Origin of the sequence: Barrientosiimonas humi (assembly GCF_006716095.1) — a bacterium.
In the GTDB taxonomy this organism is placed as follows: domain Bacteria; phylum Actinomycetota; class Actinomycetes; order Actinomycetales; family Dermatophilaceae; genus Barrientosiimonas; species Barrientosiimonas humi.
Window position 1 is genome coordinate 2587260 of record NZ_VFOK01000001.1, and the last position, 13724, is coordinate 2600983.

The 13724-nt window shown below is 73.2% G+C and carries 14 protein-coding genes and 1 tRNA gene; 4 read left to right on the forward strand and 11 right to left on the reverse strand.

Features of this window, described 5'->3' with window-relative positions:
* Window positions 1-173: 173 nt before the first annotated feature.
* Together FB554_RS12135 and glmU are read right to left on the reverse strand one after the other, a co-directional pair.
* The gene (locus tag FB554_RS12135) at window positions 174-1157 is read right to left on the reverse strand and encodes a ribose-phosphate diphosphokinase (protein WP_142006423.1); all 984 of its coding nucleotides are present in this window, start codon (window positions 1155-1157) and stop codon (window positions 174-176) included.
* A complete protein-coding gene (gene glmU, locus FB554_RS12140; RefSeq protein ID WP_142006425.1) occupies window positions 1154-2653 on the reverse strand; it encodes a bifunctional UDP-N-acetylglucosamine diphosphorylase/glucosamine-1-phosphate N-acetyltransferase GlmU in 1500 nt (499 codons plus the stop codon). The genes FB554_RS12135 and glmU overlap by 4 nt, the downstream gene beginning before the upstream one ends.
* A 146-nt stretch (window positions 2654-2799) precedes the next feature.
* Between glmU and FB554_RS12145 the strand changes: the two genes are divergently transcribed.
* Window positions 2800-3387, forward strand: coding sequence for a GNAT family N-acetyltransferase (locus tag FB554_RS12145; protein ID WP_142006427.1), 588 nt, complete (start codon window positions 2800-2802; stop codon window positions 3385-3387).
* A 2-nt stretch (window positions 3388-3389) separates the two neighbouring features.
* Here the strand turns inward: FB554_RS12145 and FB554_RS12150 are convergent.
* Window positions 3390-3468 (reverse strand) — tRNA-Gln (locus tag FB554_RS12150).
* A gap of 66 nt (window positions 3469-3534) precedes the next feature.
* On the opposite strand from FB554_RS12150, the gene FB554_RS12155 reads away from it, so the two are divergent.
* Window positions 3535-4191, forward strand: coding sequence for a TetR/AcrR family transcriptional regulator (locus tag FB554_RS12155; RefSeq protein ID WP_338070566.1), 657 nt, complete (start codon window positions 3535-3537; stop codon window positions 4189-4191).
* A gap of 51 nt (window positions 4192-4242) precedes the next feature.
* Here FB554_RS12155 and FB554_RS12160 read toward each other — a convergent pair whose 3' ends face one another.
* Both FB554_RS12160 and FB554_RS12165 read right to left on the reverse strand, forming a co-directional pair.
* The gene (locus tag FB554_RS12160) at window positions 4243-4602 is read right to left on the reverse strand and encodes a VOC family protein (protein ID WP_142006429.1); all 360 of its coding nucleotides are present in this window, start codon (window positions 4600-4602) and stop codon (window positions 4243-4245) included.
* Entirely contained in the window at window positions 4599-5405 is an 807-nt protein-coding gene (locus FB554_RS12165; protein WP_142006431.1) for a methyltransferase domain-containing protein, read from the reverse strand. The genes FB554_RS12160 and FB554_RS12165 overlap by 4 nt, the downstream gene beginning before the upstream one ends.
* 98 nt (window positions 5406-5503) lie before the next feature.
* Here FB554_RS12165 and FB554_RS12170 point away from each other — a divergent pair, with 98 nt between their 5' ends.
* Window positions 5504-6007, forward strand: coding sequence for a MarR family winged helix-turn-helix transcriptional regulator (locus FB554_RS12170; protein ID WP_142006433.1), 504 nt, complete (start codon window positions 5504-5506; stop codon window positions 6005-6007).
* A 167-nt stretch (window positions 6008-6174) separates the two neighbouring features.
* On the opposite strand, the gene FB554_RS12175 is transcribed toward FB554_RS12170, so the two are convergent.
* On the reverse strand, window positions 6175-7389 hold the full coding sequence (locus tag FB554_RS12175) for an MFS transporter (RefSeq protein WP_142006435.1): 1215 nt from the start codon (window positions 7387-7389) through the stop codon (window positions 6175-6177).
* Window positions 7390-7464: 75 nt separating this feature from the next.
* Window positions 7465-8334 carry an alpha/beta hydrolase gene (locus tag FB554_RS12180; protein ID WP_142006437.1) on the reverse strand — a complete coding sequence of 290 codons (870 nt, stop codon included), beginning with the start codon at window positions 8332-8334 and terminating at the stop codon, window positions 7465-7467.
* Between the two features lie 34 nt (window positions 8335-8368).
* On the opposite strand from FB554_RS12180, the gene FB554_RS12185 reads away from it, so the two are divergent.
* On the forward strand, window positions 8369-8926 hold the full coding sequence (locus FB554_RS12185) for a PadR family transcriptional regulator (protein WP_142006439.1): 558 nt from the start codon (window positions 8369-8371) through the stop codon (window positions 8924-8926).
* Between the two features lie 55 nt (window positions 8927-8981).
* Here the strand turns inward: FB554_RS12185 and FB554_RS12190 are convergent, their stop codons facing one another.
* The 4 genes from FB554_RS12190 to FB554_RS17815 all read right to left on the reverse strand — a co-directional run bounded on the left by FB554_RS12190 (window position 8982) and on the right by FB554_RS17815 (window position 13664).
* A complete protein-coding gene (locus FB554_RS12190; protein ID WP_142006441.1) occupies window positions 8982-10850 on the reverse strand; it encodes an ABC-F family ATP-binding cassette domain-containing protein in 1869 nt (622 codons plus the stop codon).
* Complete coding sequence (locus tag FB554_RS12195; RefSeq protein ID WP_142006443.1) at window positions 10847-11785, reverse strand: 4-(cytidine 5'-diphospho)-2-C-methyl-D-erythritol kinase; 939 nt, start codon at window positions 11783-11785, stop codon at window positions 10847-10849. The genes FB554_RS12190 and FB554_RS12195 overlap by 4 nt, the downstream gene beginning before the upstream one ends.
* A 9-nt stretch (window positions 11786-11794) precedes the next feature.
* Window positions 11795-12664: a 16S rRNA (adenine(1518)-N(6)/adenine(1519)-N(6))-dimethyltransferase RsmA gene (rsmA, locus tag FB554_RS12200; RefSeq protein WP_142006445.1), complete on the reverse strand. Its 870-nt coding sequence runs from the start codon at window positions 12662-12664 to the stop codon at window positions 11795-11797.
* An 88-nt stretch (window positions 12665-12752) separates the two neighbouring features.
* On the reverse strand, window positions 12753-13664 hold the full coding sequence (locus FB554_RS17815) for a resuscitation-promoting factor (protein WP_211344596.1): 912 nt from the start codon (window positions 13662-13664) through the stop codon (window positions 12753-12755).
* Window positions 13665-13724: the final 60 nt, after the last annotated feature.

A 13724-nucleotide genomic window follows, 5' to 3' on the forward strand; every position in this document is an offset into this window, starting at 1 on the left:
AGCACAACATCTGCAAGACCACCGCGTCGATCACGGACGCTCGTGGGGCGTCCCTCGCCGAGGCAACGCCGATGATCGTACGACCTCGCGCGGCGCGCCCCCAAATCGCGCCGGCCGCCCGGGGCCGGGAGCAGACCGGCCGGCCAGGGCCGACCCTGACCGGACCGGTCGCCTCAGGCGCGCCCGCCGAACAGCGAGGTGACCGAGCCGTCCTCGAAGACCTCGCGGATCGCGGTCGACAGCAGCGGCGCGATGGGCAGCACGGTCAGCTTGTCGAAGTGCTTGTCCTGCGAGATCGGCAGGGTGTCCATGACGACGACCTCGCGGGCCACCGAGTCGCGCAGCCGCTGGGTCGCGGGGTCGGACAGGATCGGGTGGGTCGCGGCGATGACCACCGACGAGGCGCCGTCGCGCATCAGCGCCTCGGCCGCGTGGGTGATGGTGCCGCCGGAGTCGATCATGTCGTCGACCAGGATGCAGGTGCGGCCCTCGACCTGGCCGACCACGCGGTTGGCGCGGCTCTCGTTGGGCCGGTCGATGTCGCGGGTCTTGTGGATGAACGCCAGCGGCGCGCCGCCGAGGCGGGCGGCCCACTGCTCGGCGACCTTGATGCGCCCGGCGTCGGGCGAGACGACCACGAGGTCTTCGTCGCCGTACTTCTCGCGCACGTAGTCGGCGAGGATCGGCAGCGCCATGAGGTGGTCGACGGGGCCGTCGAAGAAGCCCTGGATCTGGTCGGTGTGCAGGTCGACGGCCATCAGCCGGTCGGCGCCGGCGGTCTTGAACAGGTCGGCGACCAGGCGGGCCGAGATGGGCTCGCGGCCGCGGTGCTTCTTGTCCTGCCGGGCGTAGCCGTAGAACGGCATGACCACCGTGATCCGCTTGGCCGAGGCGCGCTTGAGCGCGTCGACCATGATCAGGTGCTCCATGATCCACTCGTTGATCGGCGCCGTATGGCTCTGGATGACGAACGCGTCGCAGCCGCGCACCGACTCCTCGAACCGCACGTAGATCTCGGAGTTGGCGAACGCCCGCGCCTCGGTCGGCACCAGCTGGGTGCCGAGCTCGGCCGCCACCTGCTCGGCGAGCTCGGGGTGGGCGCGGCCGGAGAAGACCATGAGGTTCTTCTCGGTGGTGCGCGTCATCGAGATGTTCATGCGCGTCCGCCTTCGTCAGTCTCGCTCGGATCCTGTTGCGCCAGAGCGGCTTCGGCCGCCTCGGCCTGCGCGGTTCCCGGACGCTTGTCGAGCGCCCAGCGCTCGATGTTGCGCTGCGGCGCGACCGAGATCGCCAGCGCCCCCGGCGGGACGTCCTTGCGGATGACCGCGCCGGCCCCGGAACCGGCGCCGTCGCCCACGGTGACGGGCGCGACGTACATGTTGTCGCTGCCCATGCGCACGTTGTCGCCGATCGTCGTCTGGTGCTTGTTGACGCCGTCGTAGTTCACCGTGACGCTCGCGGCGCCGATGTTGGAGCCGCGGCCGATGGTCGCGTCGCCGATGTAGGACAGGTGCGGCACCTTCGAGCCCTCGCCGATGCGGGCGTTCTTGGTCTCGACGAACGTGCCGATCTTGCCCTTGCCGCCGAGCTCGGTGCCGGGGCGCAGGTAGGCCCACGGCCCCACGGTCGCGCCCGGACCGACCAGCGCCAGCTCGCCGTGGGTGCGCACGACGCTCGCGCCGTCCTGCACCTCGGTGTCCTTCAGCGTGGTGCTGGGGCCGATCTCGCAGCCGGCGCCGATGGTCGTGGCGCCGAGCAGCTGGGTGTCGGGGTGGACCACGGTGTCGCGGCCGATGCTCACGTCGGTGTCGACCCAGGTGGTGGCCGGGTCGACCACGATGGCGCCGTTCTCGCGCATGAGCCGCTCGAGCGTACGGCGGTTGAGCTCGCGCCCGAGCCGGGCCAGCTGCACCTTGTCGTTGACGCCCTCGATCTCCCACGGGTCGTCGACCAGGTGCGCGGCGACCTTGCCGCCGGCGGCGCGGGCGATGGCGGGCACGTCGGTGAGGTACTTCTCGCCCTGGGCGTTCTCGCTGGTGACCTGCGCCAGGCTCGCGCGCAGCACGGACACGTCGAAGGCGTAGATGCCCGAGTTGATCTCGTTGATCTCCAGCGCGCGGCCGCGCACCTCGTCACCGCTCTCGCGGGCAGCCAGGGCGTCCTTGTGCTCGATGATCTCGGCGAGGCTGCCGTCGGGGGCGCGCAGCACCCGGCCGTAACCGGTCGCGTCGATGACCTCCGCGGTGAGCACGGTGACGGCGTTGCCGGCGGCCTCGTGCTCGGCGGTCAGCTGGAGCAGCGTCGCGGCGGTCAGCAGCGGGGTGTCGCCGTACGTCACCAGCACCGTCCCCTGCAGGTCGCCCGGGAGCAGCTCGAGTCCGCACTCGGCCGCGCGGCCGGTGCCCTTGACGTCGTCCTGGTCGGCGATGGCGGCGCGCTCGGCCGCGACGGCGATGGCCTCGGCGACCGCGTCGCGCTGGGCGCGGACCACCCCGACGAGGTGCTCGGCGCCGGTGGCGTCGGCCGCCCGCATCGCGTGCCCCACCAGCGGGTGACCGCCGATGGTGTGCAGCATCTTGTTGAGGTCTGACTTCATCCGGGTGCCGTCGCCGGCGGCCAGGACGATGACGGCAGCAGGGCGCACAGTGCTCACGGTGGGGATGCTCCCAGGGGGTTGGGGCGGTGGGTCGGGCACAGGCTACCGGTCGGTCGAAGGTGCCCCGTTCCACCTGGGGTGCGCGCCCGCGCGTGGGAGCCTGGTCGGGCCGAGCCGCACCGGGTCGGGAGGGGAGCGCGCACATGCCCGAGTTCACGTGGCGCCCGGCCAACGAGGCGTCCACCGACGACGTCGAGGCGATCTTCGGCGCGGGCGGCGCCCGCAGGTGCCGCTGCCAGGCCCTGAAGGTGCCGGGCTGGATCTGGCGCGACAGCACCCAGGAGGAGCGCGAGGCGGCGCTGCTGGAGCAGACCGCGTGCGGCACCGACGGGCCGACCTCCGGGCTCGTGGGTTACGTCGACGGCGAGGCGGCCGGGTGGGTCGCCGTCGAGCCGCGGGAGAACTACCCCCGGATCTGGAGCCGCCGGCAGCCGTGGATGCGGATGGACCCCGAGATGGAGGGCGTCTGGTCGGTCACCTGCTTCGTCGTGGCGAGGGGCCATCGCCGGTCCGGGCTGACGTACGAGCTGGCCGCCGCCACCGTGGAGTACGGCCAGCAGGTCGGCGCCCGGGTGCTCGAGGGCTATCCGATGGACCCACCGCCGGGCAAGACGGTGATCTGGGACGAGGCGTCGGTCGGTCTGCTGCACGTCTTCGTGGAGGCGGGGTACGCCGTCGTCGCCTCCCCCACGCTGCGTCGCCGGGTGGTGCGGCACGGGCTGGGCGCGTGATGCTCCCCGGGAAGGAATCGAACCTTCGTCGCTAATCCTGATTCAAAGTCAGGCGGCCCCTACCAGCAGAGCAACCGGGGAACGGGCGGATCGGGCAGTTTCGGCCCGTGAGCCCGTACCAGGGTAGGACAGGGCCAGAATGGCCCGGTGAGCCAGACACCGAAGCCGAGAATGACCGGGGCCCAGCGGCGCGAGCAGCTGCTGCGCGTGGGCCGGAAGGTCTTTGCCGACAAGGGCGTCGGCAACGCGACCGTCGAAGAGATCGCCTCGGTGGCGGGGGTGACCAAGCCGGTCGTCTACGAGCACTTCGGCGGCAAGGAAGGTCTGTACGCCGTCGTCGTCGACCGCGAGATGCAGACCCTCGTCGACACGATCGCGAGCGCGCTGCAGTCCGGCGAGGCCGGTCGCCCGCTGCTGGCCCGGGCCGCGCTGGCGGTGCTGACGTACGTCGAGGAGCAGCCCGACGGCTTCCGGGTGATGTCGCACGACTCGCCGCACTGGCACGGCACCGGGCGGCTCGGCAGCCTGCTCGCCGACATCGGTGACCGCGTCGAGGCGGTGCTGGCCGGCGGGTTCGAGGAGGCGGGCATCGACCCGAAGTTCGCGCCGATCTACTCCCAGATGCTCGTCGGGATGATCGCCTACACCGGCGACTGGTGGCTGGAGCACGAGAACGCCCTCACCAAGGAGGAGCTGGCCGCGCACATGACCAACTTCGCCTGGAACGGCATGAAGGGTCTGGAGGGCCGGCCCGAGCTGCGGCTGGACTCGGTCAAGCCCGAGGAGACCATCTCGCCGAGCTGAGGCTCGGCCGGGCGGAGCCTGGGTCGGGCGCGAAGCCTCGGTCGAGCAGGCTCAGGCCTGCTGCAGCTCGATCCGGTTGCCGACCGGGTCGTCGGTGTGGAACCGGCGCACGCCCGGGATCTGCTCGTCCCAGCGCACCTCGCCGCCGACGGTCGCGACCCGCTCGGCCACCTCGGCGATGTCGTCGACCAGCAGGCACGGGTGCGCCTTGCGCGCGGGGCGGAAGTCGTCCTCGACGCCGCAGTGGATCTCGGCGTCGCCGGCGCGGAACCAGCAGCCGCCGCGCCCGGCGAGGGCCGGGGGCTTCTCGACCTCGTGCATCCCGAGCACCCCGGAGTAGAACTCCCGCAGCCGCTCCTCGCTGCCCGCGGGGCACGCCACCTGCACGTGGTGCAGTCCGACAACGCTCATCTCGCCTCTCCTGCCACTCGGCCCACCGCGAAGATACGCCGGAACGGGAAGGGCACGCCGTACGAACGCCGCGGGTAGGCCCGGCCCAGCGCCTCCCGCAGGTCGGCCAGCAACCGCTCCTGCCCCTCGGGGTCGAGCTGGTCGAGCAGCGGCCGCAGGGCGGTGCCCTTGACCCACTCCAGCACCGGCGCCTCCTGCTCACCCGGCGGGTCGAGCAGCTGGACGTACGTCGTCTCCCAGACGTCGACGTACGGGCAGTGGGCGGCGAGCAGGTCGGCATAGTCGGTCGGTTCGTCGACCGGGCTGGTCATCCGGTAGCTCGCGAGCAGCCGTTCGCCGTCGGGCTGGGCGGCCGCGACCTCGCGGATGATGCGGTGCGAGGGGGCGTCGAAGTTGCCGGGCACCTGCATCGCGAACCAGCCGCCGGGCGCGAGGCCGGTCAGCCACTCGGGGATCAGCTCGCGGTGCTCGGGCACCCACTGCAGCGTCGCGTTGCTGACGACCACGTCGGGCGCGCCGGCCTCGCCGACCTGCCACTCGGTGACGTCCTGCAGCTGCCAGGTCACCCGGTCGCGGTCGTCGAGGTTGCGGGCGCGCTCGAGCATCTGGGCCGAGGAGTCGACGCCGGTGACCGCCGCGCCGGGCCAGCGGTCGGCCAGCGCCAGGGTCAGCGGCCCGTTGCCGCAGCCGAGGTCGACCACGCGGGCCGGCCGGTCGGCGCCGACCCGGGCCAGCAGGTCGAAGAACGGGCGGGTGCGGTGGTCGGCGAATCGTTCGTACTGCTGCGGGTCCCAGCTCGGCACGGCGCTCTCCCGTCGTCGGATCTATCTTGACGTCAAGATATATCACGCCAGCCACGTGTCTTGACGTCAAGAAACTTGACGGATCTAGACTGGCGCGCATGGCCACCCCGAAGCCGGACGAGGTCGACGCCATCGTCGAGGCCTGGCAGCGCGAGCGCACCGACCTGGACGTCGCGCCGCTGCAGGTGCTCTCCCGCGTGTCGCGCCTCGCGCGACAGCTCGACCGGGCGCGGGCCGGGGCGTTCGCCGAGCACGGCCTGGAGAGCTGGGAGTTCGACGTGCTGGCGGCGCTGCGCAGGGCCGGCAAGCCCTACGAGCTGTCCCCCGGCGCGCTGGTGCAGCAGACCCTGGTGACCAGCGGCACGATGACCAACCGGGTCGACCGGCTGGAGAAGCGCGGCTTCGTCGTGCGCCGGCGGGACACCGCCGACCGGCGCGGCGTGCTCGTGCGGCTCAGTCGCGAGGGGCGCAGCGTCGTCGACGCCGCCTTCGCCGACCTGCTGCAGCGCGAGCACGAGCTGCTCGAGGCGCTGCCCCAGCGCGACCGGGCCCGCACCGCCGACCTGCTGCGCCGGCTCCTGGCCGCGGTGGAGGGCGAGTAGGCGAGAAGGGCGTACGCCACAACCCCCGACATCGGCCGCACTGACGTACGCCCGCGACCCCCGAGACGCAACAACCCCCGACATCGGCCGCACTGACGTACGCCATGGGCCGGCGAGCGTCAGAAGGGCCGATATCGGGGGTTGGGGACGGGGACTGCGGGCGACGCTCAGGCGTCGGCGGCGGTGAGCGCCTGGGCCTCGGCGGGCGAGTCGACCGGGTCGGCGCCGTGCTCGGGCAGCGCGTCGACGGCGGCCACGATGCTGCGACCGGAGAGCAGGACCAGGATCGCGACGACGACCGCCCCTGCGCCGACCCAGTAGGGCAGGTCGAACGAGCGCTCCCCCAGCCGGCCGGCGAGCCACGGCGCGACCGCACCGCCGGCGAACCGCACGAAGCTGTACGCCGCGGAGGCCACCCCGCGCTCGACCGGGGCCACCTTCATGACGGCCTCGGTGATCAGGGTGTTGTTGATGCCGAGGAAGCCGCCGGCGACGACGGTGCAGGCGATGAGCACCGCCTTGCTGTCGGTGAACGCCCCCATGACGGCCAGCACGATCGCGAAGCCGACCAGCGCGATGAGGATGCCGGGCAGGGTGCCGATGCGGCGCTGCAGGCGCGGCGCGACGACCACCGAGGTGAAGGCGAGCAGGATGCCCCAGCCGAAGAAGACGTACCCCACCTCGCGGGCGCCCAGGTCGAGCGGGAACGGGGTGAAGGCGAGCAGCGTGAAGAAGCCGAAGTTGTAGAACAGCGCGGTCAGGCCGACGGTGAGCAGGCCGCGGTGGCCGAGCGCACGCAGCGGCGCCGAGATCGGGGTCTTGTGCCCGGTCGGCGGGGTGGCCGGCAGCGCGATCGCGGTGGCGACCAGGGCGATGACCATCAGGGCACTGACGCCGAAGAACGGGAAGCGCCAGGAGAGCTCGCCGAGCGCACCGCCGAGCAGTGGGCCGGTCGCGATGCCGATGCCGAGCGCGGCCTCGTAGAGGATGATCGCCTGGCCGACCGAGCCCTGGGCGGCGCCGACGATGGCGGCCAGCGCGGTCGCGACGAACAGCGCGTTGCCGAGGCCCCACACGGCGCGGAAGGCGACGACGCCGCCGACGGAGTCCATGGTGCCGGCGAGCCCCGCGCCGACGATGATGATCACCAGGCCGGTGAGCAGCGTGCGCTTGGCGCCGATCCGGCTGGAGACCCAGCCCGTGACGAGCATCGCCAGACCCATGACCGCCATGTAGCTGGTGAACAGCAGCGAGACCTCCGAGGGGCCCGCCCCGAGCTCGTCGGCGATCGGCTTGAGGATGGGGTCGACCAGGCCGATGCCCATGAAGGCGATGACACAGGCGAACGCGACCGCCCAGACGGTCTTGGGTTGGCGCAGCACGAGGATGCGGTCCTTTCAGGTGTGACGGACGAGCGAGGGCTCGCCCTCCACCTTTACATAGACCACCTATCTAGTTCAACCGCGCGGGAGGCTCCCGTCCTTCACGAACGCCAGCACCTGCTTGCCGATCGGCGTCACGGGATCCTCGGGAGCGATGTCCTTGAGCAGGGTGACGCCGTGCATGCCGACCGGGCCCCGGACGTACGCCTTCTGCCGGCTCGGCGAGGCCGCCACCGCCCGCTGGAGGGCGGCCGGGTCGGTGTCGGTGTCGCCGGGCGAGGCGACGACAAGCACGGGAATCCGCAGCTCCCGCAACGCTTTTGCCGTGTCGGGCACGCCGTTCCAGCTCGTGGGTCCGGACAGGTCGACCACCCGGTCGGCCTTGACCTCTGCGGCGGACCCGATCGCGATCGTGCCGCCCATCGACGCGCCGACGAGGGTGATGCTGCGCGCGCCCTCCTGGCGCAACCGGTCGACGACGGCCCGCACCTGGGCCACCGGGTCGCGGGCGGCCTCGGAGCCGGGCGCGCACTGCGACCCGCCGTAACCGCACAGGTCGAACGCGACGAGCCGCACCCCCTCCTTCGCGGCGGCCGCCATGAACGGCCAGAAGCCGCACAGCCCGTCGCCGTTGGTCTGGTGCAGCAGCAGCGCGACCCGATCTCCGCTGCCGGTCTGGGCTCCGATCAGCGAGCTGCCCGAGGGGCCGGGGAAGATCAGCGGCGTCGCCGGCGCGTCGGGGAGCCCGCAGCGCTCGACGATCGGGTTGCTCGCGGACGACTCGCTCGCCGACGACGACGAGCCTGCCGCCCCCGACGAGCTCGTGGCCACCGACGGGCTCGCGGCGCTGCCGGACGTGGGCGACGAGGCCTCCTGACCCCCGCCGCCGCACGCCGCCAGCAGCACCGCGACTGCACCGACCCACCACCCCTGACGTCCCCTCATATGTCGACTCTGACATATCGACTACGGTCGTGCCGTGCCTTCCGCGGAACCGTTGCCGGTCAGTGACCTGGGTGGGGCCCTGCTCGGCCTGCTCGCGCGCGGCCCGGGCACGGGGTATGACCTGACCCGGCAGATGCACCGCCCGGTCGGCTACTTCTGGAGCGCCCAGCACAGCCAGATCTACGGCGAGCTGACGCGGCTGGAGCAGGACGGGCTGATCCGCGGCCGCGACGTCGACGGCGCCGGCCCGCGGCAGTCGCGCAGGTGGTCGATCACCAGCGCCGGGCGACGCGCGCTGCACGCCTTCGTCACGACCCCGCCACCCGACCGGCCCACGCGCAGTCGCCTGGCCGTGCAGGCGTACTCGCTGTGGCTGGCCGACCCCGACGCCGCCCGCGCGATGGTCCAGCAGGTGCGCCGGCGCCACGTCGAGCTGCTCGCGGACTACGCCCACGAGGACGCCGAGCTCGGCTCACCGGCCGTCGGCGACCCCGAGTTCGGCAACGCCGCGGCGCTGCGCATGGGCGTGCTCGGCGCCGAGGGCATGGTCGCGTGGTGCGACTGGGTGCTCGAGGCGCTCGAGCGCGGTTGAGCCCGCGCGCGCTCCCGGGCGCGCGCGGCGCGGGGGCCACGCGCCGCGGCCCTCGTCAGCCGAGCTTCTCGGCGGCCTCGAGCCAGGCGAGCTCGGCCGCCTCCTGCTCCTCCTGCACCCCGCGCAGCTCGCGGTCGAGCTCGGCGGCGCGGGCGTGGTCGCTGGCCGCCTCGACCAGCTGGTCGTGCAGCTTCTGCTCCCGCTCGTGCAGCCGGTTGAGGGTGCGCTCGGCGCGCGCGAGGTCCTTGCGGGCCTGGCGCTCCTCGGCCGCGCTCAGCCCGCCCGACCCGGCGCCCGACGAGCCGCCCGACGAGCCCGACGCCGCACCCGATGAGCCGCCCGCTGAGGAGCCTGTCGCCGAACTGCCTTGCGCTGCAGCGGTTCTCGAGGTTCGCTGCTGTTGGTCGTGGCGCAGCTGGAGATATTGCTCCACACCACCGGGCAGCTCGCGGATGCGCCCGTCGCCCAGCAGCGCCACCTGCCGGTCGCACATCCGCTCCAGCAGGTATCGGTCGTGCGAGACCACCAGCAGCGTGCCGGCCCAGCCGTCGAGCACGTCCTCCATCGACGTCAGGGTCTCGATGTCGAGGTCGTTGGTCGGCTCGTCCAGCAGCAGCACGTTGGGCTCGGTCATCAGGATGCGCAGCAGCTGCAGCCGGCGCTGCTCGCCGCCGGACAGCGACGCCACCCGCGTCTGCTGGCGCGGCCCGCTGAAGCCCAGGCGCTTGGCCAGCTGGCTGGCGCTGACCTCCTTGCCGTCGAGCGTGGTGTAGGCGCGCACGTCGGTGATCGCGTCGATCACCGTCATGCCGGCGACCTCGGCCAGCTCGCGCACCTCCTGGGTGAGGAAGCCCAGCTGCACCGTGCGGCCGACCTTGCGCTTCCCGGCCTGCAGCGGCACGTCACCGCTCACCGCGCGCAGCAGCGTCGACTTGCCGGCGCCGTTGACCCCGACGATGCCGGTGCGCTCCCCCGGCGCGAGCCGCCAGGTCTGCTTGTCCAGGATCGTGCGGTCGCCGACGGTGACGGTCGCGTCGAGCAGGTCGACGACGTCCTTGCCGAGCCGGCTGGTCGCGAAGCTCGCGAGCGCCACCTCGTCGCGCGCCGGCGGCTCGCCCTGGATCAGCGCGTTGGCCGCGTCGATGCGGAACTTGGGCTTGCTGGTGCGCGCGGGCGGGCCGCGCCGCAGCCAGGCCAGCTCCTTGCGCATCAGGTTGTTGCGCCGCTCCTCGGCAGCCGCCTCGAGGCGGGCGCGCTCGGCCTTGGCGAGGACGTACGCCGCGTAGCCGCCCTCGTAGGACTCGACCCGGCCGTCGACGACCTCCCAGGTCAGCGTCGCGACCGCGTCGAGGAACCACCGGTCGTGCGTGACGACGACGAGCGCGTGCTCGGGGCGGGTGCGGCGGCGGACCAGGAAGTCGGCCAGCCACTGCACCCCCTCGACGTCGAGGTGGTTGGTCGGCTCGTCGAGGAGCAACAGGTCGGGGTCGTCGATCAGCAGGCGCGCCAACGCGATTCGGCGTCGCTCGCCGCCGGACAACGAGCGTACGTCCGTGCCGTGGCCGCCGAGCGCGCTCATCTCGAGGTCGCCGAGCAGGCCGTGCATGACGTCGCGGATGCGGGCGTCGCCGGCCCACTCGTGCTCGGCGCGGCCGCGCAGCACCGAGTCGCCGATGGTGGCGCCGGGGTCGAGGGAGTCGGCCTGGCTGAGCATGCCGACGGTGAGGCCACCGGTGCGGGTGAGCCGGCCGGAGTCGGGCTCGCCGTCGCCCGCGATCAGACGCAGCAGGGTCGACTTGCCGCCGCCGTTGCGGCCGACGACGCCGATGCGGTCGCCGGCGCTGACCCCGAGCGAGACGGAGTCGAGGATGTGCCGGGTGCCGAGCATCAGCGAGAGCCGCTCGGCCGAGACGAGGTTGCTCATCGGGTGCTGCGCAACCCCGGGTCGCTGGTGACGTGGGCGCCGCCGACCGGGCCGCGGCCGTGCACGACCTCGTCGGCGACGGCCTCGGCGGACAGCCCGACCATCAGGTCCAGGGCCGCGGTGTTGTCGCGCGCGAGGAACGCGACGGTGGGGCCGGAGCCACTGACGATCGCGGCCAGGGCGCCCTGCTCGAGGCCGGTGGCCATGGTCGTACGCAGGTGCGGCTCGAGCGAGCACGCCGCGTCCTCGAGGTCGTTGTGCAGCGCGCTCGCCAGCTGCTCGACGTCGCCCGCGCGCAGCGCGGCCATGACGTCCTGCCCCGGCTCGGGGTCGGCGACCGGCTCGTCGGCGCGGAGCCGGTCGAGCTCGGCGTAGACGTCCTTGGTCGACAGGCCCCCGTGGTGCAGCGCGAAGACCCAGTGGAAGGTGCCCTGGGTGAGCACCGGCACGACCTGCTCGCCGCGGCCGGAGCCGAGCGCGGTGCCGCCGGTGAGCAGGAACGGCACGTCGCTGCCGAGACGGGCGGCGAGCCGCTCGAGGTCGGGGCGGGGGGTGTCGAGCCCCCACAGCGCGTCGCAGCCGACGAGGGTGGCCGCGGCGTCGGCCGAGCCGCCGGCCATGCCGCCGGCGACGGGGATGGTCTTGGCGATCTCGATGTGCACCGGGTCGTCGACGCCGCGGTCGGACGCGAGCAGCCGCGCGGCGCGGTAGGCCAGGTTGGTGTCGTCGGCCGGCACCCGGTCGGCGTAGGGGCCGGTGACCTCGATCCCCCAGTCGTCGGCCCGACGGACCGTGACGTCGTCGACGATGTCGACCGCGTGGTAGACGGTCGAGAGGGCGTGGAAGCCGTCGTCGCGCACGGGCCCGACGCGCAGCTCGAGGTTGACCTTGGCGGGCACGCGCACCTCGATGGCGGGGGTGCGGCGGCCGGTCATGCGATCACCCTAAAGCCCCAGCGCCTCGGCGATTCGCGCGAACTCCCCGATCGTCAGCCGCTCGCCGCGCAGCTGGGGGTCGATGCCCGCGGCGCGCAGGGCCTCCTCGGCCGGTGCGGCGCCGCCGGCGACGCCCGCGAGCGCGGCGCGCAGGGTCTTGCGGCGCTGGGCGAACGCGGCGTCGACGACCCGGAAGACACCCCGGCGGGTGGCCGTGGTCGACGGCGGTTGCCGGCGCACCATCGACACCAGGCCGGAGTCGACGTTGGGCGCTGGCCAGAAGACGTTGCGGCCCACCCGGTCGGCGAGGGTCACCTCGGCGAACCACGCGGCCTTGGCGCTCGGGGCGCCGTAGACCTTGCTGCCCGGCTGGGCCGCGAGCCGCTGGGCGACCTCGAGCTGCACCATGACCAGCACCCGCTCCAGGGTCGGGAAGCGCTCGAGGAAGCTGAGCACGACCGGCACCGAGACGTTGTAGGGCAGGTTCGCGACGAGCGCGGTGGGCTGCGGGTCGGGCAGCCCGGTCACGGTGAGCGCGTCGGCCGGGACCACCTCGAGGCGGTCGGCGCGGGCCGGTGCGTGGTCGGCGACGGTGCGCGGAAGGCGTTGCGCGAGAGCCGGATCCACCTCGACGGCCGTGACGTGACCGGCGGTCGCGAGGAGCGGGAGGGTCAGCGACCCCAGGCCGGGGCCGACCTCGACCACGCTGTCGCCCGGGCCGACGCCCGCGAGCCGCACGATCTTGCGCACCGTGTTGGCGTCGATGACGAAGTTCTGGCCCCACTGCTTCGTGGGTCGCAGACCCAGCTCCGCGGCCAGGGCACGCACGTCGGCGGGGCCGAGCAGGCGTACGTCGTCGGCGGGGTCGGCAGCGGTCATGGGCGAATGCTCGCAGGCCCCGGGCGCGGACATGCGTGAGGCACCCCGGCAGGGCGGGGTGCCTCACGCACGGTGACGTCGGTGCGGATCAGGCCGCGCCGGCGCAGCCCCAGGGCTGCAGGCCGCGCTCGGCGTAGACGCGGTTCGCGACGGTGATCTGCTCGGCGCGGCTGGCCAGGTCGGCGCGCGGGGCGAAGTCGCCACCGCCGGCGCCGAGCCAGGTGCGGATGTCGAACTGCAGACCGCCGTAGTAGCCGTTGCCGGTGTTGATCGACCAGTTGCCGGTGCTCTCGCACTGGGCGATGCGGTCCCACATGGCCGAGCGGGCCAGGTTGAGGCCCGAGGTGGGCTCCTGCGGCTCCTCGGTCTGGGTCGGCGTCGGGCGCGGGCTGGGCTTCTCGGTCGGCTTCGGCTTCGCGGTCGCGGTCGGCTTGGGGGTCTCCTTGCGCTCCTCGACCTTGGTGCCGATGACGACGACGCGGTTGACCGGCTTGCGGGTGACGTCGGTGTCGACGACCTCGGTCTTGACGACCTTCTTGCCCGACACGGTCTGGCGCAGGGTGACCTCGGCGCGGCCGGTGACGCCCTCGCGGACGACGGTGACCTGGCCCTTGGCGGCCTGCGGGTCGTAGCGGCGCTCGGTCTTGAACTTCAGGGTGCGGGTGTCCTCGACGGTGCGCACGCTGATGGCGGGGCGGTCGGCGCCGCGGGCGGCGCGGTCACGCTCGGCGGTGCGGGTCGGCTCGGCCGCCTTCGTGGCGGACTTCGTCGCCGACGTCGCGCTCGAGCTGCTGGAGGTGCTCGAGGAGCTGGTGCTCGGCGTCGTCGTCGGGGTGCTGCTCGAGGGCGCCGGCGCGGGGGTGCTCGGGGCGGACGCGGTCGGCGTCGACTCCAGCAGCGCGTTCTTCGGCGGGGTCGCCTCGCCGCAGCCCGCCAGGGCGAACGTCGAGAGCGCGGCGACGGCGAGCGTCAGTCGGGTCTTGGTGGTGCGAACGGTCACGGTTCTCCGATGTCGTGCGGACCGGGGCCGGCCAAGGACGCTCGGGCAGGGACGTGCGGC